20 protein-coding genes and 1 pseudogene are annotated in these 23,495 nt (G+C 59.4%); 5 read left to right on the forward strand and 16 right to left on the reverse strand.

Annotated elements, in window-relative coordinates; translation table 11 throughout:
* Positions 1-59: 59 nt before the first annotated feature.
* The 8 genes from AC245Y_RS24920 to melA form a co-directional block, all read right to left on the reverse strand.
* On the reverse strand, positions 60-1,358 hold the full coding sequence (locus AC245Y_RS24920; protein WP_017996175.1) for a D-tagatose-bisphosphate aldolase, class II, non-catalytic subunit: 1,299 nt from the start codon (positions 1,356-1,358) through the stop codon (positions 60-62).
* A complete protein-coding gene (locus AC245Y_RS24925; RefSeq protein WP_017996174.1) occupies positions 1,355-2,308 on the reverse strand; it encodes an SIS domain-containing protein in 954 nt (317 codons plus the stop codon). Before AC245Y_RS24925 ends, AC245Y_RS24920 begins: the two co-directional genes overlap by 4 nt.
* A gap of 11 nt (positions 2,309-2,319) precedes the next feature.
* The gene (locus tag AC245Y_RS24930; protein ID WP_020487076.1) at positions 2,320-3,153 is read right to left on the reverse strand and encodes a carbohydrate ABC transporter permease; all 834 of its coding nucleotides are present in this window, start codon (positions 3,151-3,153) and stop codon (positions 2,320-2,322) included.
* Between the two features lie 23 nt (positions 3,154-3,176).
* Entirely contained in the window at positions 3,177-4,094 is a 918-nt protein-coding gene (locus AC245Y_RS24935) for a carbohydrate ABC transporter permease (RefSeq protein WP_012755663.1), read from the reverse strand.
* The gene (locus tag AC245Y_RS24940) at positions 4,091-5,347 is read right to left on the reverse strand and encodes an ABC transporter substrate-binding protein (protein ID WP_032996979.1); all 1,257 of its coding nucleotides are present in this window, start codon (positions 5,345-5,347) and stop codon (positions 4,091-4,093) included. The genes AC245Y_RS24935 and AC245Y_RS24940 overlap by 4 nt, the downstream gene beginning before the upstream one ends.
* 30 nt (positions 5,348-5,377) lie before the next feature.
* The gene (locus AC245Y_RS24945; protein ID WP_017996171.1) at positions 5,378-6,337 is read right to left on the reverse strand and encodes an N-acetylglucosamine kinase; all 960 of its coding nucleotides are present in this window, start codon (positions 6,335-6,337) and stop codon (positions 5,378-5,380) included.
* A complete protein-coding gene (locus AC245Y_RS24950) occupies positions 6,334-7,128 on the reverse strand; it encodes a DeoR/GlpR family DNA-binding transcription regulator (RefSeq protein WP_017996170.1) in 795 nt (264 codons plus the stop codon). The genes AC245Y_RS24945 and AC245Y_RS24950 overlap by 4 nt, the downstream gene beginning before the upstream one ends.
* 188 nt (positions 7,129-7,316) lie before the next feature.
* Positions 7,317-8,633 (reverse strand): alpha-glucosidase/alpha-galactosidase, encoded by a 1,317-nt coding sequence (gene melA / locus AC245Y_RS24955; protein ID WP_017996169.1) that lies wholly within the window; start codon positions 8,631-8,633, stop codon positions 7,317-7,319.
* Positions 8,634-8,729: 96 nt separating this feature from the next.
* Here melA and AC245Y_RS24960 point away from each other — a divergent pair, with 96 nt between their 5' ends.
* On the forward strand, positions 8,730-9,596 hold the full coding sequence (locus tag AC245Y_RS24960; protein ID WP_017996168.1) for a helix-turn-helix domain-containing protein: 867 nt from the start codon (positions 8,730-8,732) through the stop codon (positions 9,594-9,596).
* 121 nt (positions 9,597-9,717) lie between these two features.
* On the opposite strand, the gene AC245Y_RS24965 is transcribed toward AC245Y_RS24960, so the two are convergent.
* The 6 genes and pseudogenes from AC245Y_RS24965 to AC245Y_RS24990 all read right to left on the reverse strand — a co-directional run bounded on the left by AC245Y_RS24965 (position 9,718) and on the right by AC245Y_RS24990 (position 15,791).
* Positions 9,718-10,389: a flavin reductase family protein gene (locus AC245Y_RS24965; protein WP_017996167.1), complete on the reverse strand. Its 672-nt coding sequence runs from the start codon at positions 10,387-10,389 to the stop codon at positions 9,718-9,720.
* A 1-nt stretch (position 10,390) separates the two neighbouring features.
* Positions 10,391-11,815, reverse strand: coding sequence for a M24 family metallopeptidase (locus AC245Y_RS24970; protein ID WP_017996166.1), 1,425 nt, complete (start codon positions 11,813-11,815; stop codon positions 10,391-10,393).
* Between the two features lie 44 nt (positions 11,816-11,859).
* Positions 11,860-12,681 carry an ABC transporter permease gene (locus AC245Y_RS24975; protein ID WP_017996165.1) on the reverse strand — a complete coding sequence of 274 codons (822 nt, stop codon included), beginning with the start codon at positions 12,679-12,681 and terminating at the stop codon, positions 11,860-11,862.
* The gene (locus AC245Y_RS24980) at positions 12,674-13,501 is read right to left on the reverse strand and encodes an ABC transporter permease (protein ID WP_032996873.1); all 828 of its coding nucleotides are present in this window, start codon (positions 13,499-13,501) and stop codon (positions 12,674-12,676) included. The genes AC245Y_RS24975 and AC245Y_RS24980 overlap by 8 nt, the downstream gene beginning before the upstream one ends.
* A 9-nt stretch (positions 13,502-13,510) precedes the next feature.
* Positions 13,511-14,551, reverse strand: coding sequence for an ABC transporter substrate-binding protein (locus AC245Y_RS24985; protein WP_032996978.1), 1,041 nt, complete (start codon positions 14,549-14,551; stop codon positions 13,511-13,513).
* A gap of 5 nt (positions 14,552-14,556) precedes the next feature.
* Positions 14,557-15,791, reverse strand: a pseudogene (locus tag AC245Y_RS24990) (ABC transporter ATP-binding protein).
* Positions 15,792-16,295: 504 nt separating this feature from the next.
* On the opposite strand from AC245Y_RS24990, the gene AC245Y_RS24995 reads away from it, so the two are divergent.
* The 4 genes from AC245Y_RS24995 (at position 16,296) to AC245Y_RS25010 (ending at position 20,243) form a co-directional block, all read left to right on the forward strand.
* The gene (locus AC245Y_RS24995) at positions 16,296-17,228 is read left to right on the forward strand and encodes an ABC transporter substrate-binding protein (protein WP_017996161.1); all 933 of its coding nucleotides are present in this window, start codon (positions 16,296-16,298) and stop codon (positions 17,226-17,228) included.
* Between the two features lie 5 nt (positions 17,229-17,233).
* The gene (locus AC245Y_RS25000; protein WP_017996160.1) at positions 17,234-18,106 is read left to right on the forward strand and encodes an amino acid ABC transporter permease; all 873 of its coding nucleotides are present in this window, start codon (positions 17,234-17,236) and stop codon (positions 18,104-18,106) included.
* Positions 18,107-18,194: 88 nt separating this feature from the next.
* On the forward strand, positions 18,195-19,325 hold the full coding sequence (locus AC245Y_RS25005) for a sugar phosphate isomerase/epimerase family protein (protein ID WP_017996159.1): 1,131 nt from the start codon (positions 18,195-18,197) through the stop codon (positions 19,323-19,325).
* Between the two features lie 171 nt (positions 19,326-19,496).
* The gene (locus tag AC245Y_RS25010; RefSeq protein ID WP_026157581.1) at positions 19,497-20,243 is read left to right on the forward strand and encodes a GntR family transcriptional regulator; all 747 of its coding nucleotides are present in this window, start codon (positions 19,497-19,499) and stop codon (positions 20,241-20,243) included.
* A 181-nt stretch (positions 20,244-20,424) separates the two neighbouring features.
* On the opposite strand, the gene AC245Y_RS25015 is transcribed toward AC245Y_RS25010, so the two are convergent.
* Together AC245Y_RS25015 and AC245Y_RS25020 are read right to left on the reverse strand one after the other, a co-directional pair.
* Positions 20,425-21,384 (reverse strand): HD-GYP domain-containing protein, encoded by a 960-nt coding sequence (locus tag AC245Y_RS25015; RefSeq protein WP_050563554.1) that lies wholly within the window; start codon positions 21,382-21,384, stop codon positions 20,425-20,427.
* A gap of 84 nt (positions 21,385-21,468) precedes the next feature.
* Positions 21,469-23,283: a putative bifunctional diguanylate cyclase/phosphodiesterase gene (locus tag AC245Y_RS25020; RefSeq protein WP_003562424.1), complete on the reverse strand. Its 1,815-nt coding sequence runs from the start codon at positions 23,281-23,283 to the stop codon at positions 21,469-21,471.
* Positions 23,284-23,495: the final 212 nt, after the last annotated feature.

Here is a 23,495-nt window from a genome sequence, read left to right on the forward strand (position 1 = left end):
CCGGCTGAATGTTGATATCTTCGGGACGCAGCCGCTTGTCTGACACGGCTGTCGATTGCTCATCGGCTTGCCGTGGCGGCTGAATAAGGTGCCAATACCGCGTCGACAGCAGCAAGGCAGAGTTCGCGGGCCTTCGGAGCGACCCGCTTTGACACCACGTCGGAATAGAACCGGCCGAGATATTGGCTGATCAGAGTTTCGGGAATTTCATCGGGGAGCCGGCTGAACAATTCGCCGACCGCGGCGGATGCGCGAGGATCCGGCCAGTAATAGCGAATTCGATCACTATAGCTGAAATGCCGTTGCAGTCGCTGCTCGTCGGGACTGCCGCCATAGTGGCCCGTCCAGCTTACCGGCTGCTCGACCATGATTTTTTCCATGGTCGTCACCAGTCCGGTTCGTGGCGTCTTCCCAGTAAGCACATCAGCGATCGCATCGAGACCGTACAGCGCTTCGCGCAGCGCGAAAGTCAGCCCCGGTCCGACCTTGAGGATTGCAAAGCCGCCGTCAACGAGAGCAGACAGGGCTTTGGCCGGTTGGTAGTCGGTGGAATGTGCTTCGAAAACCAAGCCGGGCATGCCGTCCAGCGAACGAATGAGGCTCTTGGCCCGTTCGGGCTTGTAGAGCGCCACGTCCGTGTTGCCAAATTCCACGCCCGGCTGAACCACGATCCCAATGACCCGCCCCATCGCCGACGTCAAACCTGCTTCGGCAAACGACGCCCGGTGAACCGCCAGGGTTTTCATCGCCGCATCGGCCCGGGTGATTTCGATGTCTTCGAGTGCGTGTGTTGCACCACCTGGAGGCGGCACCTCGGTTCCGATGATATAGACCGGCGGACGGCGGCCTGAACGAAGAGCGGCCTCCTCAGCGGCCTTTGCCAATCGAGTGGCCCGCGCCGCGGTCAATTCGTCATCGAGCGCCGTTGGTTCACCGGCACAGCCCATCGACGTGTCGAGGTGAATCTTTTCAAACCCTGCCTCGACATAGGCCGTCACCATAGCCGCAGCGCGCAGCATTGCCTCCTCGGCCGCCAATTTTCTCCATGGGTTGGGACCGAGGTGATCGCCTCCCAGGATGATGCGTTCGGCTGGAAAATCAGTCGCTGCGGCGATGTCCTCGATGAACCTGCGAAAGTCTGCCGGCGTCATCGCCGTATAGCCGCCCTCCTGATTGACCTGATTGCAGGTGGCTTCGATGAGGACCGCCCGGTGCTCCATGCCGGCGCGCCGAAGGGCTGCCTCGATGACCAGCGGATGCGCCGAGCAGACCGAAGTGACGCCATGCGGAAGAGGCAGGTTTCGGGCACCGAAAAGCTTTCGCAGCGCGATCTGGCGGTTCTCTTCGATCGACGTCATGCGAGGGTCACAACCTTCGTCAGGTGACGGGGAGAAACCGTGTCGATTTGTCGAGCCTGCGCGGCCCGTTCGCCGAGGACCTGCAGTGCCGGAAGGACAACGAGACCCGCAAGCGACAGATCGACATCGACGGCGAGTTCCAGATCGCCCGGACCGCCCACACCAATGACGACTGCGCCTTTTTCTCTCAGTTCTCCCACCAGTTTCGTCTCCGCCTCCTTCTGGTCGGAGCTGTACAGCATGACCGCAACCGTCTTCCCGTCAACGAGGCTGATCGGCCCATGCCGGTATTCCAGCGGGTGGAAGGCCTGGGTCATGATCTGGCTCATTTCCATGAGCTTGAGCGCTCCCTCCAGGGCGACGCCGAAGAGCGGCCCGCCGCCGAGAAAGACGAAGTGCGACCGGTCGGCGATAATTCCAGGAAGTGCGGCATCGAGAGCGCTTGCGAGCTGGCGGGCGGAATTCACGACAGAGACAGGAACCTTCTGCCCGATCATCTGCAAACCGAGAAGGACCATGAGGCTCGCCGATACCGTCATGACGATCCCTTCGTCCGGATGGGTTGCGGCCGCGACCATCCGATCGCAATTTTTCGCCAGAGAGCTTTCCGGTTCGACGGTGATCGCCGTCACGAAGGCGCCGGCGGCGCGGCTTGCCTTTGCCGCGGCAACTGTCTCCGTCGTCTCGCCGCTCCGGGAAAGTGCGACGACGTGCGTGTTGCGCCACTCCGGCCAGAAGGCCGAGGGGCGGTTTTGCCATTCGGCTCCGGGCACCGCGATTGCCTTGCGTCCGGCCATATTGGCATAGGCTGCCAGCGAGAGTGCAAGATTGAAGGATGTGCCGCAGCCGACGAAGACGAGCAGCTCCGCCCTATCGACAGCTGAATTCGAGCCGATCGCCTTCTCCCAGTAGGGAAATTGCTCGAAAATGACTTTTTCGGTCGTGTTCATGAAGTCTCCGATTATTTGACTGAACCAGCCAACAGGCCGCTGACGAGGTAACGGTTGAGGAAAATGACGACGAGGGCGGGGATGACGATGGCGATCGAGCCGCTCGCTGTGATGAGCCCGTAGTCGATGAAGTTCTTCGTTACGAATTCCGGAATCAGAACCGTTAGCGGCTTCGTCGCCTGCGGCGAAAAAATGAGCGGTACGAGATACTGTCCCCAGGCACCCAGAAACGTAAGGATTGCCGCTGCCGTCAGGCCCGGTCCGGCCAACGGCAGGACGATATTGAAGAAGATGTAGAGCCGGCCGGCTCCGTCGAGTTGTGCCGCCTCTTCCAGTGAGATCGGAAGAGCTTCGAACACGCTCCGCAGCAGCCATAACGACAGGGGCAGGAAGGCCGAGACATAGATCAGCGAGACGCCCAGATAGGTATCGACGAGATGCAGCTTGATCATGATCTGATAGAGCGGGATCAAGACGGCGTAGGCAGGAATGGCCAGGGTCGCGACGACGGCGACAAAAAGCGCTTTGCGGCCGGGAAACTGCAGCCTGGTGAACGCGTAAGCCCCAAGTGAGGATATCGCGACGCAAAGCAGCGTAGCGGCGATCGATGTCACCACGCTATTGAGCAATGCGGCACGGAACTGTTTGAACACCTCCACACCCCCGATCCGGGCGATATTGATGCCGAGCAGCCGCGAGTAGTGATCGAGCGTAAAGTGCTGCGGAAAGAAGTTGATCGGTCGGGTCGAAAAGTCTTCGCTGGGCGTAACCGAACTCGCGATGGTCCAGTAGATCGGCCCCAGAGACCAGATCAACAGGACGACGACATCGGTCCAAATCATCATTCGATAGGCAATAGTGGATCTCATCAGTCGAACCGTGTGTTGCGATAGACACGAAGGACGTAGACCAGCGAAATCAGCAGAGATACGAGAGTGATCACGACCGATAGCGCCATGCCATACGAGAAGCGGAGATTCTGGAAGGTTTCGAGGTAGATCTGGACGAGCACCGGCCGGGTCTCGAGGCTGGCACCCGCCAGAACCCAGGCCTCGTCGAAGAGATTGAAAGCGTTCACGGTTGCGTTCGTCATGGCGACAGCGATCGCACTGCGAACCAGCGGAAGGGTTACCCATCCAAACATCTGAACGCGCGTGGCCCCATCGATCCGCGCAGCCTCGTAGAGATGGGCAGGTATGCTCTGCATCGCGGCAAGAACGATGACGATCGTCAAAGGCATCATGCGCCAGACATGGACGACCGTTACGGCGACGATGGCGCTGGTGCGATCGTTGAACCAGACATGATTTTCGAAGGGGAGCCCGAGCGCCGAAAGAATACCGTTCAACAGACCCGCACCCGGTTGATAAATCCAAAGCCAAATGACCGAATTCACAACGCCGGGCAGCGCCCAGGGCAAGATCACCGCTGCGAGAACCCACTGCCGCCCGACCTTGATCTGATTGATGAGAGCGGCGGCAAGAACGCCGAACACCGTTTCGGCGGTGACGGCCAGAACAACGTACATGAGCGTGTTGCTCCAGGTCGTCGCGAGTTGGCCATCCGACAGCATTCGGCTGTAGTTTTCCAGGCCGATGAATGGCGTGCCGGCCTGCATGGGGTTGACCCTGTGCAGGCTGTCCCAGACGGTTCTTCCCATCGGGTAGAAGACCAAAGCTGCCATCGTGAGAACGATGGGCGACACCAGCAGCAAGCCGAGTGTGGTGTCGGCGTTGAAGCCGACCCCACGTTTGCTCGTGGCCTCTTCGGACGCCAAAGCTGTCATTGCGCCATTGCCTGCTTGGCGGCGGAAGCGATGGCCTCCATCGCCTGGTCGACGCTCATCTGTCCCTTGGCAGCGCTATTGATCGCTGTGTTCACGCCGCTGGAAAATTGCGGGTACCAAGGCGGCGTGCCTTGCGGGAACAGCGGCTCAACCGTCTTCGATTGCGCCACCAGAGCGTCGCCGCTGTTCAGCTTTCCGGACTCGTTGAGTTCGGAAAGCGCCGACGTGCGTGTCGGCAGGAAGCCGTTCACGGCATTCTTCTTCTGGAAGTCCTTGCTGGTAAACCATTTGACGAAGGCAATCGCCGCCTCCTTGTTGGGAGAGACGTTTGGAATAGCCAGCGCTTCCGGAAGGCCGAAACTGCGCGTTTCGCCGCTTGCCGTCGGCACGAGGATCGCCTCTACCTGGCCGGCGACTTTCGACTGCTTGGGATCGTTCATCTGGCCAAGACGACCAGGCTCGCCGGAGATCATGATGCTGGTGATGCCCTGCGCGAACATGCTCTCATTGATTTGGCTGTCCTTCAGGCCGGTAGACGCCGGATCGACCAGGCCTTCCTTGAGGAGCATCAATTCGAAAGCAAGCGCCTTGTAACCAGCCGAATCCGGCGAGGTGAAGAGCGGATTGAAGTCCTTGTCGAAGAGTTCGCCACCGAAGGCCTTGGTCAGCAGGTACCAGCTCGTTGACGCGCCTTCGGTCGCTGAAACCGGCAGGCCGACCGGATACTCGACAATACCCTTTTCCTTGATCTTCTTAGCTGCAGCGACCAGGGCGTCCAATGTTTTCGGCATCTCGGTGATGCCTGCATCCGCGAAATGCTTCTTGTTGACGAGCATCACCCGGAAGTCGTTGGTGTAGGGAATTCCCAATAATTTGCCGTCAACCGTGAAGATCTTGGCAACGCCGATATCTTTCACCGTATCGGCGTCGATCACGTCGTTGAGCGGCATATACCAACCGGCCGCGCTGAACTGACCGGTCCAGGACCAATCGAATTCGGTCACATCCGCTGGCGCTGTACCGGCAACCAAGGCTGTCACCAGCTTCGGGCGGATGTCGTCCCACGACAGGGTCTGCAGGTCGACGTGAATGCCGGTTTCGGCCTCGAAGTCAGAGGCGATGTTCGGTCCCTGCGGCGATGGCATGAGCACCGTGATCGACTGACCGGCAAGCGGCTTGGCGTCCTGGCCCAGAGCGGGTGCGGCGATTGCCAAGGCCGCCGATGCAAGTAGAGGCAAGATCAATTTATGCATGTTCCCATCCTTCATTATTCTTGAGCTCAATTACTGGGATGCGCAGTCACCGCCTTCGGCCGTGGCCACGATTTGCCCGAACCAGCCGTCGTCTAACGGCCAGTCGAGAAGTTGGGCGGCAGCCAGGAGCGCGCCGCCAATCGGGGGAAGTTTCGGCAAAGCCGGAGGCCTGCCAATTCGCCGTTCAAGCGCCTGCAAAAGAAGCCGGCTCGAAAAAGTACCGCCGGCATAGGTCCAGTCGGCATTCGGATCACAATGGCCGGCAATTGCCGCATGATGCTTCGCCAGTTCATCGGCGGCCTGCTCGATCAAGCCGACCGCCCCTTTATCGCCGCCAAGTGCGACCTGATCGACGAGGGCCGAAATTGCTGCAATATCCGCTCGTGGGTTCGCCAGGGAGCTGGCCCAATCGCCGAGCCCATTCATCGGATTGCTCAAGTCGATGCGAAGATGGTCAAACAAGGCCTTTGCGAGAGCCGTTGTCGGGGCACGCCCGTCCAGGCTTTGGCTGACGAGATTGAGCGCCCTCTGCCCGATCCAATGGCTGCTGCCCTCGTCACCGATGAGGTCTCCCCAGCCGCCGGTGCGCGCCGACTGGCCTTTGGAATTACGCGCCCATGCCATTGAACCCGTGCCGGAAAGAAGGAGGATACCCGGCTCGCCGGCAAAAGCACCAAGGTGCGCCGCGTCGACATCGTTGAGGACGCGGCGGTGGACGTTTAGGAACAGGCGCTCGATCGCATCGCGCTGTAGAGCCGACAAGCGCTCAACCTCGCCGTAGGCCGGCAGCGCCGCGGCGACGGCCGCCAGATTTCCTTCATCGAGAAAGGGAAGGAGATGCTGCTCCAGCTCCTGGAGCCAATTCGGATTGTCCATGGGATTGACGCCATGGCCACGGGAACGCCGCAATATCCGGCCACGCTTGTCCGCGAGGGCAACCAGCACCTTGCTTCCGCCACCGTCGATGCCGAGGATCAGCTCGTTGCTCACTCTTTCGCCCTCAGATCGGCGATCGTTGCGTCGACGCCGAAGTTGACAAGCTCGTCACGCCAATGCCGCGAAAGCCCGGAATCGGTAATGACTTTCGCGGTGTCCAGCGGCGCGACCTTGTAGGTCGCCGTGGTTCCGAATTTCGAGGAATCGGCCAGGACGAAACGATTGGCCGACCGAGCCAGCATGCGCCGGTTGAGGCTCGCTTCCGCACTGTCCACGCTGTAGATCGAGCCGTCGGAACTAATGGCGCTGGCGCCAAGAAAGAGCTGGTCGAACCATAAAGTTTCCAGCATTGCCTCCGCCTGAGGTCCGACAAGCGACGCATTCTCGCTGCGCAACTGACCGCCGAGAAGCACCACTTCCAAATTCGGAATATTCAGGAATTCCTGCGCTACCGTCAGGCCGTTGGTGAATATCCTGAGCGGCATGGGGTTGATGCGAACGAGGCGCGCAAGCTGCAGGACGGTGGTTCCCGCGTCGAGAAAGATCGCCGTACGCGGATGAAGCAAGTCGTAGGCGGCGGTGGCAATCGCCCGCTTCGCCGATAAATGGCGCTTTTCCCGCTCCTGAAATGCAACCTCAACCGACGATCCTTCGGCAATGCGCGCTCCACCATGCACGCGATCAATGGCGCCCTCCTGCTCAAGGATCTGCAGGTCTCTACGAACCGTAGCAAGCGATGCTCCGATCGCATCGGCAAGCGCCTGAATGGTCGAAAAGCCGTTCGCGTAGAGGTGGCTGCGAATGGCATCCAGTCGATCGACCTTCACTCCAACTGCCTGGCTCAACGAAAACCTCCCTCACGGCCGATCCCAATTTCAATCATGCTTTCATTTCAAATGATCAATGTCAATCAATTTCCTGACGTTTTTTGATTTATTGGAGGGCGCTGGAATGAAAAAAACGCGCCGTGAATTCACGACGCGTCTAAACGAATGAACTGCCATGCGCTTGTGGCTGGCTTATCCGCGGGATCTCACTGATATCTCGGCAACAAATCGCCGTGTGCGACGATCAGGTCGTCGACAAGGTTCCAGATTTGGTCTGGCGACAATTCCGCAGACGTATGCGGATCGAGCAGAGCGGCCCGGTAGATGCGCTCGCGGTTTTTTGTAAGAGCCGCCTCGACCGTCAACTGCTGAACGGAAACGCTCAAGTTCATGACGGCGGCAAGCTGAGAGGGGATCCGACCGACCCGGACCGGCTGAATTCCGTTTCTGTCGACATGGCAAGGCACTTCCACGATGCATTCATCGGGCAGATTCTCGATCAGGCCGTTGTTTGGGACATTGCCGTATATCAGCGCCGGGTTGCCGGTTGCCGCGGCATGAATGATGCCGGCGGCATACTCATTGCTGCGGCACACCTCGATCGGCTTGTCGCCTTCCAGTTCCTTGCGCAGGGCATGCCATTCATTGATCTGCACCTCGCAGCGCCGGATGTATTCGTCCAACGGAATATTGAGCTGATCGATCAGATCCCCTCGTCCCTCCTTGATGTACCAGGAGGTATACTCGGAGAAATGTTCGCTGGATTCGGTGACGAAGTGGCCGAGCCGTTTGAGCACATCGAACCGCACCCGATCGTCCGACGGGACGCGGCCATCGGCGGCGAGCGCGTTCAGTCTCGGATAAAGATCTTCCCGCCGTCCGTCGCTGTGAACTTTCTCATATTTCAGGAAGAAGCCGACGTGATTGATCCCGGCCGAAATATAGTTCACGTCGGCAATGTCCTCGCCGAGGCATTGCGCGAGATGCCCGGCTGTGTGCTGCACGCTATGACACAAGCCGACGGTGCGGATTTCCGGGGCCAGCTCCTTGATCGCCCAGCAGTTGATGGCCATCGGGTTGACGTACTGCATCAGAAGAGCCTGCGGGCAGACCTCCTGCATGTCTCGGCAGATCGCCTCAAGGACTGGTATCGTCCGCAAACCGCGGAAAATGCCGCCGATGCCGAGGGTGTCGGCGATCGTCTGACGCAAGCCATATTTTTTCGGAATGTCGAAGTCCGTGACGGTAGCCGGCTTGTAGCCACCGACCTGCATCATGAGGATGACGAAATCCGACCCCCGCAGCGCTTCCCGCCGGTCGAGCGTGGCGTCGATCCTGACACTTGAAAGCTTAAGCGACTCGCAGATCCGGCGAGCGACGATCTCTGACGTCTTCAGTCGCTCGGGATCGATATCGAAGAGGCTGATGACGTAGTCGCCGCCTCTCTGCGAGGACAGGACGTCTCCCAGAATGTTCTGTGCAAAAACGGTGCTACCAGCGCCTACCAGGCAAATCTTCGGCATTGCAATCTCCCCATGGGTTGTGATTGCTTGTTGCTCCTTCTAGATCAGAATTTCTTCCTGAAATCGGCCTATTAATTCCGGGATTCGAGTCTACAGATGAAATATACCCAAAGCCGCGGCGAATGGATTGGATCCCGAGGGCAGTTCTTGATCGAGCGTCACATCGCTGATGCGATGGCGGCACCGCATTGGCACGACCACGTTGAATTAAACCTGCTCATGGAAGGCCGGATGACCTACCTTTTTAATGGAAGGCAGGAACAGGTTGAGGCCGGCCGCCTGGTTTTATTCTGGGCCGCAATTCCTCATCAGACGATCGCTGTTGCCGAAAACGCGCCGCTCGTATGCCTCTATCTTCCCCTTATCGATTTCCTGGGTCTGCCGGTGGACAGAAAGGCCAGGCAGTCGATCATGCAGGGGAGATTTCTGGCGCAGGCAAATCAGGAAACGATGGATGCGTTGACACTCCCACGATGGGAAAAGGAATGGCAATTCGGCAGTGCGGCAAGACGGAAATTGATCGTCGAGGAGGTTCGACTGCGAATACGGCGTCTGATTCTCGACAATGCCGAAATCGACAATTCGCCAACCCATGTCTCTCCGACATCGTTGGCCGGCCAGGCAGTGCGACACGTCGAGCTACTGATCGACCTCATCAATATCCGATATGCAGATCCGATTAGCGTACCCGATCTCGCCAAGCTTGCGGAAATGCATCCAAGCACCGCCAACAGCGCTTTCCGAAAGGTTTTGGGAATATCAGTCAACGAATACCTGACCCGACACCGGATTGCCCGGGCGATGCAGCTGCTGACGGACACGGAGGATCCCGTCCTCCAGATCGGCTTTGACTGCGGGTTTGGTTCCAGCAGTCGCTTTTACGAGATTTTCAAGGAGCGAACGGGTACGACACCCCGTCATTTCCGGGAAGCGGTGAACTCCAGGACCACTCCGGCGCCTTGATGCGATATGAACTGTCGACCTCCAAATTGCTCGCGGGATCGACAAGAACGAGTTGATGCTGGATATTCCGGCGTTAGGATCGGAGGCGGTCCGTGAAGAAAATCTCGGATTGGTGGCAAGCTCAAGCGGTGGCCGCATTCGAAAGCTGTTGGCGCAAAGCCCACTCCTCCTTCGTCAGAGTCTTGATGTCGAACTGGTCGCGCGTCCTGGCATAGGTGTGGCTGCCCATTCTGCCGACGGCATCCATTCGCTGCTGGTCGATGTGCAGGTTCGCCGGATTGACCGCATCGCTTCTGACATGGACACCGAGCACTTCGCCGAGGATGATTTCGCGGGCGGGGCCGACCTGCAGGGTCGTGTGGCGGCGGCATTCGAGTGCTGCGGGCGCTGCCAGGATGCGAGGGCTTCTGACCATCTGTCCCGGTACCGTTACCAGTCCGGCTTCGGAGAGTTCGTCGACCTCGGGCCCGAACTTGATGGCGCAGACCTCCATCTGGTCGACAAGGGCGTCATCGCAGATATGGACCGTAAACTCGCCGGTTTCGCGGATGTTGCGGGCCGTATCCTTGAAGCGCATGTCGGAATAGTTTTCGACGCCGATGGCGACAATCGCGGGATCATGGGTCAGAACGTTGAAGAAGCTGAACGGGCGGGCATTCGGCTTGCCATCCTTGCTCACCGTCGTCACCAGCGCGATCGGGCGGGGAATGACCGTGCCGATGAGGATCTTGTAACGCTCGCGCTCGGTCAGTTTGGCGAAATCGAAATGCGTGTGTTGTTTATGATGGGTCATCTCAGGCCTCGGCAGCGACGCGGTGGGTTTCAAGCGGGGTATGGCGGCTGAGGTTCTCAAAGCCGTCCTTGGTCACGACATACATGTCGCCGATATTGCAGCCGGCCGACAGCGGTTCCAGCCACTGCGTGTGCAGCACGAAGACCATGCCCTCCTCCATCCTGTCGTAGTTATGTGAGGAGATGTTGAAGCTGTTCTGGCCGCCTGCCATGCCGACCGAATGGCCGAGGTTCGGATTGTGCGGTCCGTGCGTTGCCGGATAGACGTGCATGAGTTTGCGGCCCTGCGCCTCCCAGTCTATGTCCTTCACATACTGATTGGGGATCAGGCGGGCCCCGCCGTCTTCCATCGGCGACCAGTTATAGGGCATGGTGCGCGCCTCGGGTGAGGTCAGCATGCCGCGCTCGATCATCGGTTCGAAGGCAGCATTGTTGACGTCGCGCATCAATGCGCCGGGCTTGATGAGCTTTTCGGCCCGCTTGACGCCCTCGGTGCAGGCGGCAAGCACCTCCTCCTGACGGCTGGTGATGTCACCAATCGCGATCATGCGGGCGGTCTGGGCGGTATAGCCGCGATAGGTGACGTTGGAGATGTAGAGGTTGATGAGGTCGCCTGGGCGGACGATGTGGCCATAGGGCTTGCCGCAATGGGTGCCGAATTCGTTGATGCCGATCTGGTAGCCGTCGCCGGTTTCGCCGCCGAGTGCCATCTGCGCATAGGTGAAGGCGGCGAGGATTTCATGGTCGGTCACGCCTGATTTTGCCACATGATAGGCAGCCTGCGTGCCGATGCTGATCAGCTGGGCGGCGGCGCGGAAGATCTCGATCTCGCGCGTCGAGCGGACCTTCTGCATGCGGTCGAGAATGGCGTTGTCAGCCACGAACTTGCTCTTCGGCATCAATTCCTCGAGTGCAGACCAGAAGGTCAGCGACGTGCGGTCGCCGATCCTGCCGATCTGGGCCTTGGTGAGGCCGAGACTGGCGAGAACCTCGGCGCATTTCTCGGCAGTCTTGATGACGGAATCGCCGGGGCGGTCGGCATATTCGCGGCCGATCGGACCGATCTGCCAGATTTCGTCGACGAGCACAGGCTCGCCGCCCGGCGGAAGCAGGACGGATTGGGTGAAGAAGGACAGAAGCACCATCGCCTTGTCGGCGTCGGTCGGGATGATCAGCACGCCTTCGCGCATCCAGTCGCAAATATAGCGCAGATAGGCGTTCGAAGCGTGGAACCAGCCGACGCTGCCGGCATGGACGATCAGCGCGTCATGACCGGCTTCGATCGCCTGACGGCGAATTCGGCGAAGGCGGTCCTCGAACTCTTCGACAGCAAGCGGCAGCGGCGCGGAGAAATCAAAATCCGGCTGGAAATCGGCCAGCAGCGATCCCATCCGATAGCCGCCTGCGTTTGTCGCGTGCATGTTCATGAGTTTGTTCCTTCCAATTCAAGCATAGGTCAATGGCGGATCGTTCAGGCCGGCCGCGGCGGCGCGAGAACGCGCCGGGCAACCAGCAGTCCGACCAGCGTCACGGCGATCAGAATTCCGGAGATTGCCGCGACGCGCACATCGAGGGATTCCTCGATCAAAGCGAACATGCGCAGCGGCAAGACGGTCGTTCGGGCATCGGCGAGGAAAAGCGATACCGACACATTGTCGAGCGACTGGATGAAGACGAGGAATGCCCCGGCCAGAATGCCGGGCATCAGCAGCGGCAGGGTCACGCGCCGCAATGTCATGAACCAGCTCGCGCCCATCGTCGTCGATGCCTCGGCAAGCGAGGGATTGAGACCCTGGGCGACGACTGAGGCGGCGCGGTACATCAGCGGCCCGAAGACCACGACATGGCCTGATACGGTCAGCCAGAGCGACGGCTTGAAGCCGATGAAATTGGCGACGATCAGGGCGGCAAGGCCGTAGACCAGGCTCGGCAGGACGAGCGGGGCGAGCAGCAGTGGCTCGATCGTGCCGACCGCGCTGCGCTTCATGCGCGTCATGCCGATGGTTGCCGGAACCGCAAAGATCAGCGATCCGAGGACGGCAAGGCCGGCGATCTTCAGCGAATTCCAGGCGGCGATATGTTCGGTTGCCGAGCGCACCGGATCGAGCAGCGCCGCATACCACCTGAGCGAAAAGCCCTGCGGCGGATATTTCAATGTCTGCCCCGAGGTAAACGACATCGTCAGCGCAATCACGATGGGTGCCACGAGATAGATGACGCAGAGGCCGCCGAAACCGTAGACGAATGCCTTATAGAGCATGACGGGAATGGGATTTTCGCGACGATCAGGCATGACCGACCAACCTCCTGTGACGGGACATCATGGTAAGGGCGACCAGCAGGCAGCCGGTGGACAGCAGCAGGACGACGGCGATGGCCGAGGCCAGCGGCCAGTCGAACAGCGTACCGACCTCGCGGTAGATCAGCTGCGGCACATAGACGTTGCGCGCGCCGCCGATGACAGCCTGGGTAACGAAGGAACTGCTGGTGCTGGCAAAGACCAGGATCCAGCCCGCCAGCAGGCCCGGCAGCATCAGCGGCAGAAGCACGGTGACGAGGATGCGCCAGGGACCGGCGCCGGAAACCTGAGCCGCTTCCGTCAGTTGCACCGGCGTGCGCGACAGGATGGCAATCAGCGGCAGGATGATCAGCGGCAGGTCGATCTGGCACATGGCCATGACCAGGCCGAGTTCGGTAAACAGCAGGCTGGTCGGCATTCCCGTCAGGCCGAGCGCGACCAGCGCTTCGCTGATCGGCCCCTGGCGTCCGAGGATGACGATCCAGGCGAAGGTGCGCACGACATTGCTGGTCAGCATCGGAATGAGCGTCAGGAAAATCAGCACCTGCCGAAGGTTTCGGCCGCCGTGCCAGTAGAGGAGTGCGATCGGTACGCCGAGCAAGGTCGTGCCGATGACGGTTTCGAGCCCAAGCCTTGCGGTATTGACGAGGACGCGGAAATTGAACGCGTCGCCGAAGAAGCGGGCATAATGTTCGAGGGTCGCTCCGCCGGGCCCGGCGAAGCTGAAACCGACGAGGACGGCGAGCGGCGTTGCGAAGAACGCCACGGAAAGCAACAGCATCGGCAGGACGTATGGGAAGCCGCTCGCCTTCATCACATCACCTCAACCGGCAACGAGGGCGTCGAACTGGCGGATCCAGCCGTCGCGGTTCTTGTTGATCGCGACCCAGTCCGGATAGACCATGGTCTTGATCTGGTCGCGGGTGACATAGGCTTCGATGCCAGGTGTCAGCGCCACATCCTTGTTGGTCGGGAACATCTCGGTCGGCGGCTCCTTGAGCTGGTCCTGGGCGGCCTTGGAGATCGCGGCATCCATATAGGCATAGGCCGCATCGAGATTGGCCGTGCCCTTGGTCAAGTGGATGTTGACGGGGGCTGCCGGCGAGCCGGTTTCGGGTTGGACGAACTCGGCGTTGAGGCCGAGGCTCTTCAGGCGGGCGACGTTGCCGGTCGAGCACATGAAAACGGCGATTTCACCCTGCTGAAACAGCGTCATCTGGTGGTTGGTGCTGTCGACCACGCCCTTCAGATGCTCCGGATGATCCTTGAACAGCTTGAAGACGGCGTCCATGTCGTTGGGGCCGGAACCGAAGATCTTGGCGATCTCGGTATAGGCCATGACGGCGGTGTTAGAGGCAAAGCCGGTCCAGGAAACCTTGCCGCTATAGGCCGGGTTTTCGAAGAGATCGCGATAACCCTTCGGCTTCGGAACGAGATCGGGATTGTAGGCGATGCCGTTGACTTCGATGGTCACGGTCGGGCCGTATTCGCCCTGGAAGGACGGATCGAGCATGCCCCAGTTCTTGAGCTTGCTCGGATCGATCTTCTGGATGAGATCCTTCTCGATGGCGACGGCCATCTGGCCGGGCGACATCAGCAGCGTGTCATAGGGCGGGTTGCCGGGGCTTGCCATGATCTTGGCAAGCTGGTCCTGCGCCATCGCCGGGGCAATCGTCAGGTCATAGCCTGCATCCTTGACCATCGGCGTCAGCACTGTGCGGTAAGCATCCTCCCAACTGCCTGGGAAAGTGGCGGCAACGGCTCCTCCGCCGGCAGCGCGGGCGGAAAGCGGAAGCATGGCCGATGCGGCGACACCGGCCGCCAGGAAACCGAACCCACGACGGGTAATCTGAAAGTCCTTCATCACGTTCACCTCTGTTGAATTGTTTCTTCACTCATGATTTCCGGTTCGGCCGGAAAGGCGTGACACCTTGCGGTGTCGATCTCGGCAAATAGCGGCGTTCCCGGTTCGGGAAGAATGTGGAGGGGCCTCTGACCTCGGAAGCGCGCAGGCCCGTGCCGTCTTCCAGAACAAGGTCATGGACGAGGGAAGGGCCGAGCGGCACGGAAACGGTCATGTGAACCGGCAGAGTACTCTCGCTCGGCTGCGTCGACAGGCGAACTTCCTCCGGCCGGAAGGTGATCGTGACCTTCGAGCCGAGGGTGAAGTTCAGCCGGCGCGGCAGGAGCAGGGTCCGGTCATTCGCAAGGCCGATCAGCGTGCTCTCGGCATCGAGCCGCAGCACCGTTCCATTGAGCAGGTTTGCCTGGCCGATGAAGGTGTTGACGAAGAGCGTCTTCGGGCGGTCATAGACGGTCATCGGCGTGTCGATCTGCTCGACATTGCCCTTGTTCATCAGCACCAGGCGGTTTGCGAGGCTCTGAGCCTCCTCCTGGTCGTGCGTGACGATCAGCGTCGTGATGCCGAGCGTCTTCTGCAGGTGCAGTAGCTCGACCTGCAGATCGAAACGCAAGGCGCGGTCGAGCGCGCCGAAGGGTTCGTCGAGCAGAAGAAGGGACGGGCGCCCGGCGATGGCGCGGGCGACGGCGATGCGCTGCTGCTGACCGCCGGAGAGTTCCCGCGGCAGGCGGTTGCCGTAATCCTTGAGCCTGACGAGAGACAGCATCTCCTCGACGCGCGCCTTGCGCTCAGCGCGAGGAAGCTTCTGGCAGGCGAGCGGATAGGCGATGTTTTCAGCGACCGTCAGATGCGGAAACAAAGCATAGTTCTGGAAAACCATGCCGACGCCGCGTGAGCGGGCCGAGACATCGGCCAAGTCCTTCTCCCCGAGCACAATCCTGCCAGTCTTCGGCTGGATCAGCCCGGCAATGGCGCGCAGCACGGTCGACTTGCCGCAGCCGCTCGGCCCAAGCAGGGCAACGATCTCGCCGGCCTCGATATCGAAGGCCACGTCGCTGATGGCATTCTGGCCACCATAGCTGTGTGTGAGGCCCTGAACGCTGAGCCGTTTGCGTTCAGCCATATTCGGTATGCCTGGCATAGGGCCTCCCTGGTGCTGGGTCGAGGTCACGGATTGCTGCGCGGTCTCCGGGACAAGACGGAGATGCGGTCCGGCGAGAAATTTTGCGTCGAGCTTGTTCATGAGAAACGACTTGCAAGCGGCGTGCCAGTTTTGTCCTTCGCCGCTGACGGCGATAACAAGTCTATGAAAATAAATAGATATTTTTGACTTACAAACTTGCGAAAGTTTGTAATAATAATTATTCTATTTAGAATGCGCATTTACTTTTTGTATAAATTTTCGCCAGCCTCGTATATTAAATGGGCATCAGATAGAAACAGCCACGGCCCCTGAACGGGCGATCAAGCGCCGAAAAGCGCGGGGTTTGGCATCTGAAGAGGTGTTTTTGGGTCTTGTGAGCGAATGCGGCGGTCAAAAGTGATGCGGCAGGGCCGGCAAGCGTAAAAATTGTGCATCATATGTTCGAAACTTCATGCGAAATATATTGCGAAACTCTATCAGAAATGTCGTCATCAACAAAAATCCTATTGATATCAGATAATTATTGACGCGTCACTGCAGGTGGCACGGCGATTGCATGGATGATCCCGAGAATGCACCGGTACAAAAATGAAAGGGGATCACATGATGCGCATTCATAAAATCTTGAAGGCCGGGGTTGCCGGAGCGATGGTCTCTTTGATCGCGGCCTCTGCTTATGCCGCCGGAGGTGCCGCTGAGAAGATGACGCCCGATGCCGATGTCGCCAAGCTCCCCGGTGTCGTCCTCACGCAGAAACTGGCCGACGGGCTGCCGCCCTCCATCAAGTCATCGGGCGTGCTGAAGGTCGCGACCGACCTGACGCCGCCGATCAGCTTTCACGGCGAAGACGGCAAGCTGATCGGCATCGATGCCGATATTGCTGCCGCAGTCGGCGTCATCCTGGGTGTCGATGTTGAGATGACCGATGTCGGGGCGGGTGCGGCGATCGTGCCCTCCATATTGGCGAAGCGCTTCGACCTCTCGATCTCGGGCATCAACGACGATCCGGAGCTGGAAAAGCAGGTCGACGTCATCGACTATATGTATGACGCGACGACGATCATGACGATCAAGGACAATCCTCTCGCCATTAAGGGCCTGGAGGATCTGTGCGGCAAGAAGGTCGCCGTTCCCGTCGGTACCTTCCAGGCGAAGATGGTCGAGGCGGCATCGGCCAAATGCGCGACCCCGGTCAACATCATGTCGATTCCGAAAATGCCGGATGTGCTGCAGGCCGTCCGCACCGGGAGGGCTGACGCCACGGTCAACGGTTACGCCACCAGCGTCTACACCACCGAACACCAGACCGGAAACGGCAAGGGCCTGCAGGCGCTGCCGGATATCCGCCTTGCCGTCGGTTATCTCGGCATGCTGACCGCCAAGGAAAATCCGCAGCTGCGCGACAGCGTCGTTGCCGCCTTGCAGCAGATGGTGGACTCCGGCGCCTACGAGACCATCATGAAGAAGTGGAGCCTCGGACCGCTGGCCGTGAAGACCGTCAAGGTCAATGATGCCGCCAACATGCCTGCGGATTGACGCCGATGGCCCTGTTTGAAGCGTCACCCATATCGCTCTCCCTTGCGCCATCGGTCGGAAGACCGATGCGTTGGGGACAGATCGCAACCGGTGCCATCGCGATTTCAGCGCTGGCCTTCTTTGCGCTCGTCGTCGGGCAGAGCCAGAGCATCCAGTGGTCCGAGATCCCCCGCTATCTGGTGGATCCTTCGATCCTGCGCGGCGTGCTGCTGACGCTTGAACTGACGGCTGGCGCCATGGTGTTTGGCATCGTACTCGGATGCCTGCTGGCGCTGATGGCGACGAGCCAGAACCCGGTTCTCAAGGTGATCGCCGCCGGCTTCGTCTGGTGGTTTCGCGGCGTGCCGTTGATTGTCCAGATCTTCTTCTGGTTCAATATCGCCCTCTTCATCCCGCAGGTCGGGATGGGAAGCTTCACCATTTCGATCAACGATCTGGTGACGCCGGCCCTGGCCGGCTTCCTCGCACTCGGGCTGCATGAAGCTGCGAACATGTCGGAGATCATCCGCGGCGGCCTGGTCGCAGTCGATCGCGGCCAGCGCGAAGCGGCAACGGCGCTCGGGCTGAAAAAGACACAGACCTTTCTCACCGTCATCATGCCCCAGGCCACGCGTATCATCGTGCCGCCGACGGGGAACCAGGCCATCGGCATGCTGAAGGCCAGCGCTATCGTCTCGGTCATCGGCATGCAGGATCTGCTGACGCAGGCCCAGGCAATCTACGCCCGGAACTTCCTCGTCATCGAACTGCTGTTCGTCGCCTCGATCTGGTACCTCGCCATCACGACCGTCGCATCCATAGGCCAGCACTATCTCGAAAAGAGTCTCGTTCCGAAAGGCCGGACAGCAGAGAAGCCTCGTGCTCCCGGACGGGCGTGATCGCGGATCCATCGACGTGAATTGAGATCAACAACGAAGGGGTCGCCAGTGCAGCGCGCCCCATCAGGAAACAGCAGAGGAGCATGACATGAAATTGGGAATCGACAGCATAAAGCTGCCCGAGTCAAAGAAGCGGGGGCCTCTGGCAAGCCTCGATCACGTCAAGGAACTTGGGCTCGCAGGCATTTTCTTCAGTACGGCGCTGGACATGAGCCCCGATCTCGACAGCGGCCTGCTGCGCGACATCAGGGCGAAGGCCGACGACCTTGGCCTCTATCTCGAAAGCGGCATCGGCAAGATCAATCCCTATTGCAGCGCCGAGGAACCGGCGCTGCGGGCAGCCGGCGGCGGCGATATCATTGCCGGTTTCACGCGCATGATCGAGGCAAGTGCCGCGATCGGCTGCCATGAGCTCTGGGTTGCTCCGGGCAATTTCAAGAGCGAATATCGCGGCCGGCTGGCCAATGACCGCTTCCGCACCGATGTGACCTGGGAAGAGCAGTTGATCGGGATCGAAAAGGTCCTCCGCAAGCTCGCGCCCGTCGCGCGCGCCAATGGCGCGCACATGAACATCGAAACCCACGACGAGATCACCTCCTTCGAGATCCTGCGATTGATCGAGAAGGTCGGCGCCGATTGCGTCGGCGTCGTCTTCGACACGGCAAACGGACTGCAGCGGGGCGAGCATCCGGTCTTCGCCGCCAAGCGGCTGGCTCCCCATATCCGCCAGACCCATATCAAGGATGCCTATGTCGGGCGCGCTCCGGGTGGTCTCGATTTCCAGACCAGACCCGTTGGCGGCGGCATTGTCGATTTCGCCGCGATCCTTCCCATTCTCAGCGACGCCAACGCCGCGCTGAACCTATCGCTGGAGGTTGCCCAGTCTGTCGCCGACAAGCCTCGCAAGGCCAATCCACGCCAGTGCATCGAGATCGACGATCCGGTCTGGCGAGCTGGCCACCCGGACCTGACGGCGGATGAGCTTGCGGCCTACATGGCGATGGTGGATGCCTATGAAAAGCGGGTCGCCTCCGGAGCGGTTCTCGACTGGGAAGCCTATGAGAGCAGCCGCTACGGCTACCCGACCTATGAGGTGCAATCCTACGGTTTCGACGAGGCGATTGGTTTCATCAAGCAGTCGGCCCGCCACATCGAGGCTATTTGCGCCGAAAAGGGTATTACCTTGTCCCCGCCGGCAAAAGAACAAAAGGCAGCCTAGCCTTTGAAGATAGCGCGGGCGGATATTTTTGTCGGCGCCTTCAATTGGGATTTCTATCAAAATGCAGTGGTTGCGCAGAAACATTCTTATAGAAATAATTACGACGAACGGATATTCGGTGCACGAGTAACTGGACGCAAAACATTACCGAGGCTTGAAGTGGTGAAGGCAATAAGGAAGACGCGCCGTCAAAGCGTCAAGGCGCCACCCGCGTCCAGTGGGGCGGTCGATAGCGCCGACAACAACGACGACGTCTCCGAGCGCATTCGCGCCACGCTGGCGGCAGCTATCGGTGAAGGCGCCTTAAAGCCGGGCACGAAAATCCTGGAGGAGGCGATAGCGGAGCATTTTGGCGTTAGCCGCACGGTCGTACGCGGCGCGCTCGGTGTTCTCGAAAGTGATCACCTCCTGGAGCGAAAGAGAAACCGCGGCACTTTTGTTGCCGAACCCAGCATTGCCCAGGCCAAGAACCTGTTCGAAGCCCGCCGAAAACTTGAAGGACTTCTGCTGGAGCTCGTTATTGCACGGGCAACGGCCGAACAACTCGATGCCCTGCAAAAACTGACCGACGAAGAAGAGCACATCCATCATCATGGTGATGAGAAATCCAAGACGGTTCTGTCTGGCAAATTTCATATCGTACTCGCCGAAACCGCCGGAAATCCTGTCTTGACGGAAATGCTGTCGAAGATCGTCGCTCGCCTGTCCCTCGTCATGTCCTTGTACGAAGAAGAGCGTAAGGACGATTGCGGCGCAGACCACCACCGAATGATCGTGGCGGCGCTGAAGGCCAAGGACCTGGCGAAGGCTCAGCAACTAATGGACCATCACCTGGCCGATATCGAGGGCCGAGTGCGGCTCACCGAAGGACACGGTGATCGGCATACGTTCCTGGCTGTCCTGGAGAACTTCTCGTAGTTTCGAACGTCGCTCTCCGAATAAGATATGCCCATCAATGTTCGCTTTGATGGGAATCAAACCGACGAGATGGAGATCGGTTCTTGTGACCCCGGCCCTGCTGCCGAAATGACCGCCGATCCGGAGCGGAGTTGCAATTGACGTTTGGCCGGTGCGACGCGCCGTATGGCAAATGACGGATCTATTGCAGCGTGCCGCTGATCACCATTTTTGACACGAATGCGGAAAGAAGCTGGCTATCGAAATGGCCCGGCGAATTCATCATCATGTTGATCGCCTCTGCTTGTGAGAAGGCGCGCTTATACGGCCTGATGGTGGTCAGCGCTTCGTAAACGTCACAAATCGCCGCAAGCCGGGCGACGTAAGGGATCTTCTTTCCGGCGAGGCGACCAGGATAGCCGGAGCCATCGAACTTTTCGTGGTGGTAGCGACAGATGTCGAGCACCGGCTTCGGGACATGGGCGACATGGGAAACCAGCTCATATCCCCGCTGAGGGTGCCCGCGCACAAGATCCATTTCCTCGGCCGTCAGTTTACCGGGTTTCGTCAAGATGTCGTCCGGAAGCGCCATTTTTCCAAGATCGTGAACCAGTCCACCCAGTCCCAATACCCGCACATCCTCTTCTCCATGACCGAGGCTGCGCCCCAGGGTGATCATCAATGCGCTAACCGCCAGCGAGTGGAGGAACGTCAGCTCATCTTTTTCCTTCAGCTTGGCGACTGCGATCAGCGCACCCGCATTGTCGAAGGCTGCCGACATGATCCGCTCCACAGCTGCGCTTGCCGCATCACTGGCGAAAGAGGCTTTGATCCTGGCATGGGCAAGCATATGACGGATCTGCGGTCTCGTATCCTCGACGCATTCCCTCGCCTGCTTGATATCCTTGGCCGAAAACACGGCACGAAGCTGGGCGTCAAACGCAGCCCGGTCGATGTCCTGTGCCCCGCCCGGATCGACATCCGCGCCCTTTCCGACGTCGATAACAACAGTCATGAGGCGGCTTGCCATCAAATTCTCGACCTGACCGGTGGCCGATATCAGGAACGGCTTGAACCGGCGTGTCCTGTCTTCTCCCTCAATTTCGACGTCCTCAACATACATTCCGACCCGCAATTGGCTGACATGTATCCGTTTTCGCATCTCTGATCCGTTCAAAGTGATCTTGGTATTCAAGCGTTGTCTCAGGTATCCGGGGCCGGCTCGAGCGCGAAAACCTCGCTCAGGCTATAGGGCTCCGGCACGGGTCTTGTCTTGGTTGAGCCGTTGTCCATGCTGATCTAAAAAGGCCGCGGCAACCGTTCGATCGACGGCTTTCGAAAATAGATAGCCCTGCCCGAGCTTGCAGCCGAGCTGGCTCAATTGAGCAGCTTGGGGTTCTGTTTCAATCCCCTCTGCGACGACCCGGATTCCCAGCTTGTGAGCTATTCCGATCAAGCCCTCAACGATGAAGGTCCCAGCGTCGCCCGGCACCATGCGGTCGATGAAGGACTTGTCGATCTTGATGATGTCGACCGGCACCGTCAGCAGGTGGGTCAAAGACGCGTAACCCGTGCCAAAGTCGTCGAGGGCAACCCGCAAGCCCTTGGACCGAAGAGCCTTTATCTCGTCCGCGACGACATAGTCCCGTTGTCCGAGATAAACCGATTCCGTCACTTCGAGGATGATGTGCTTGAGGGGAACCTGCGCTTCCCCGAAAATTCGGCACAGCCTGTCTTGCAGATTACCGCCACGAAAATCTGCCGCGGACAGGTTGATGCCTACATGCTGGAGAGGAAGGCCTCGGGCGAGCCAGCTGCGGATGTCTTTCGCAACCCTCAGCAACATCCGTTCGGTCAGCTCAGCAGCAATATGCGCGTCTTTCGTCGCCTCATGGAAATGCGCTGCGGCTATGATTTCGCCGGAAGGCGTGGTCATTCGACACAAGGCTTCGAAACCGACAATTTCGCGCGTATCCAGGCGCAAGATCGGCTGGTAATGCGCATCGATCCGATCGTCTTTCAGGGCGACGCCCACGTCCCGAACCGCCCTGAAGCGTCTGGTCAGGGCGGTGCCCAGGCCGGGATAGTGTTGCACGTACCGGCCGCGATTGTGTTCTTTTGCATGATAGAGCGCCACATCGGCGTTCTGGCGGGTCTGGTCAGGGTTTGTTTCCGTCTCTGCCAACGCGCCGCCAATCGTCGCGGCGGGAAAGACGACATGACCGTCGCAGGTTGAAGGAGAAGACAGTGCTGTGAGGATGTCGGTCGCGCTCGCCTTCAGATCAAGGTTTTTGTCGCCCGACACAATGACAGCAAACTCATCTCCACCGAGCCTAAAGGTGTTTTTGGTGCCTGCTGTCGTGGCGACCCGGTCTGCGACCACTTGAATCAATGCGTCGCCGGCTGCGTGCCCGAACGTGTCGTTCACGAGTTTCAAGTTGTCGATGTCAACAAGCAAGATGCCCCAGGCGCGCCGGGATCGAGGCAGCTCTTCGGCGAGAAGCTGGTTGAAACGAGCGCGATTCGACAGGCCCGTCAAAGCGTCGCTGTATGTCAGCCGCTGACGTTCCATCACCCGCTCTTCGCGATCGATGGCGATCGTGCAGAGATGGGCACAAGCCTCGACGAGGTCCCGTTCGACGACCTTCGGACCGCGGCGGTCTCGATAGTAGAAGGCGAAGGTGCCGATCACCCGGCCGCCGCTCTTGATTGGGCTGGACCAGCAAGCCCGCAACCCCAGCGGAAGCACCAGAGACTTGAAATCCTGCCAACGAGGATCGGTCTCAATATCGGTGACAACGACCGCTTCTCCGAAATAGGCAGCAGCGCCACAGGAGCCCGCAAGAGGACCGGCTTGAAGATTGTCGACAGCCGTTGAGTAGTCAGGCGGCAGGGAAGGTCCGGCAAGTGTGTGGAGACGGCTCCCGTCGAACGTCAGCACCGAAGCGATGACTCCAGGAACGGCGGCCTCAACCTTAAGGCAAAGTTGCTCGATCGTTGCTGCCAGCGGTTCCCCTTTGGCAATCATTTCCAGAATGGCATTCTGCAACTCAAGGATCATGACGTTACTTCCCGGAAGGAGACCCCTGCCTACCAAACCGACTTTCAAATCAGGTTACGCCGTTGATTAGATTTTGATCGAATAGACGCCGAATGATCGGTTGGGACCTGTCGTGGCGAGCTTCGCGTGCGAAAGCTCTCCAGCATTCTGACCTCCTTCTCGGAGTGAGATTGACCGATGTCACGATCGTTCTCTAAAGACGGTTATGAAAT

The organism is Rhizobium sp. SRDI943 (genome assembly GCF_057653695.1).

Excerpts from the sequence above, each read along its gene's own strand:
- AC245Y_RS24965 (WP_017996167.1), bottom strand. The coding sequence starts at position 10,389 with ATGACCCATCATAAACAACACACGCATTTCGATTTCGCCAAACTGACC.
- AC245Y_RS25000 (WP_017996160.1), top strand. The coding sequence starts at position 17,234 with ATGGCCCTGTTTGAAGCGTCACCCATATCGCTCTCCCTTGCGCCATCG.
- AC245Y_RS24975 (WP_017996165.1), bottom strand. The coding sequence starts at position 12,681 with ATGCCTGATCGTCGCGAAAATCCCATTCCCGTCATGCTCTATAAGGCA.
- AC245Y_RS24930 (WP_020487076.1), bottom strand. The coding sequence starts at position 3,153 with ATGATGATTTGGACCGATGTCGTCGTCCTGTTGATCTGGTCTCTGGGG.
- AC245Y_RS25005 (WP_017996159.1), top strand. The coding sequence starts at position 18,195 with ATGAAATTGGGAATCGACAGCATAAAGCTGCCCGAGTCAAAGAAGCGG.
- AC245Y_RS24970 (WP_017996166.1), bottom strand. The coding sequence starts at position 11,815 with ATGAACATGCACGCGACAAACGCAGGCGGCTATCGGATGGGATCGCTG.
- AC245Y_RS24960 (WP_017996168.1), top strand. The coding sequence starts at position 8,730 with ATGAAATATACCCAAAGCCGCGGCGAATGGATTGGATCCCGAGGGCAG.
- AC245Y_RS24985 (WP_032996978.1), bottom strand. The coding sequence starts at position 14,551 with ATGAAGGACTTTCAGATTACCCGTCGTGGGTTCGGTTTCCTGGCGGCC.
- AC245Y_RS24995 (WP_017996161.1), top strand. The coding sequence starts at position 16,296 with ATGATGCGCATTCATAAAATCTTGAAGGCCGGGGTTGCCGGAGCGATG.
- AC245Y_RS25020 (WP_003562424.1), bottom strand. The coding sequence starts at position 23,283 with ATGATCCTTGAGTTGCAGAATGCCATTCTGGAAATGATTGCCAAAGGG.
- melA (WP_017996169.1), bottom strand. The coding sequence starts at position 8,633 with ATGCCGAAGATTTGCCTGGTAGGCGCTGGTAGCACCGTTTTTGCACAG.
- AC245Y_RS24935 (WP_012755663.1), bottom strand. The coding sequence starts at position 4,094 with ATGACAGCTTTGGCGTCCGAAGAGGCCACGAGCAAACGTGGGGTCGGC.
- AC245Y_RS24925 (WP_017996174.1), bottom strand. The coding sequence starts at position 2,308 with ATGAACACGACCGAAAAAGTCATTTTCGAGCAATTTCCCTACTGGGAG.
- AC245Y_RS24940 (WP_032996979.1), bottom strand. The coding sequence starts at position 5,347 with ATGCATAAATTGATCTTGCCTCTACTTGCATCGGCGGCCTTGGCAATC.
- AC245Y_RS24980 (WP_032996873.1), bottom strand. The coding sequence starts at position 13,501 with ATGAAGGCGAGCGGCTTCCCATACGTCCTGCCGATGCTGTTGCTTTCC.
- AC245Y_RS25015 (WP_050563554.1), bottom strand. The coding sequence starts at position 21,384 with ATGCGAAAACGGATACATGTCAGCCAATTGCGGGTCGGAATGTATGTT.
- AC245Y_RS24920 (WP_017996175.1), bottom strand. The coding sequence starts at position 1,358 with ATGACGTCGATCGAAGAGAACCGCCAGATCGCGCTGCGAAAGCTTTTC.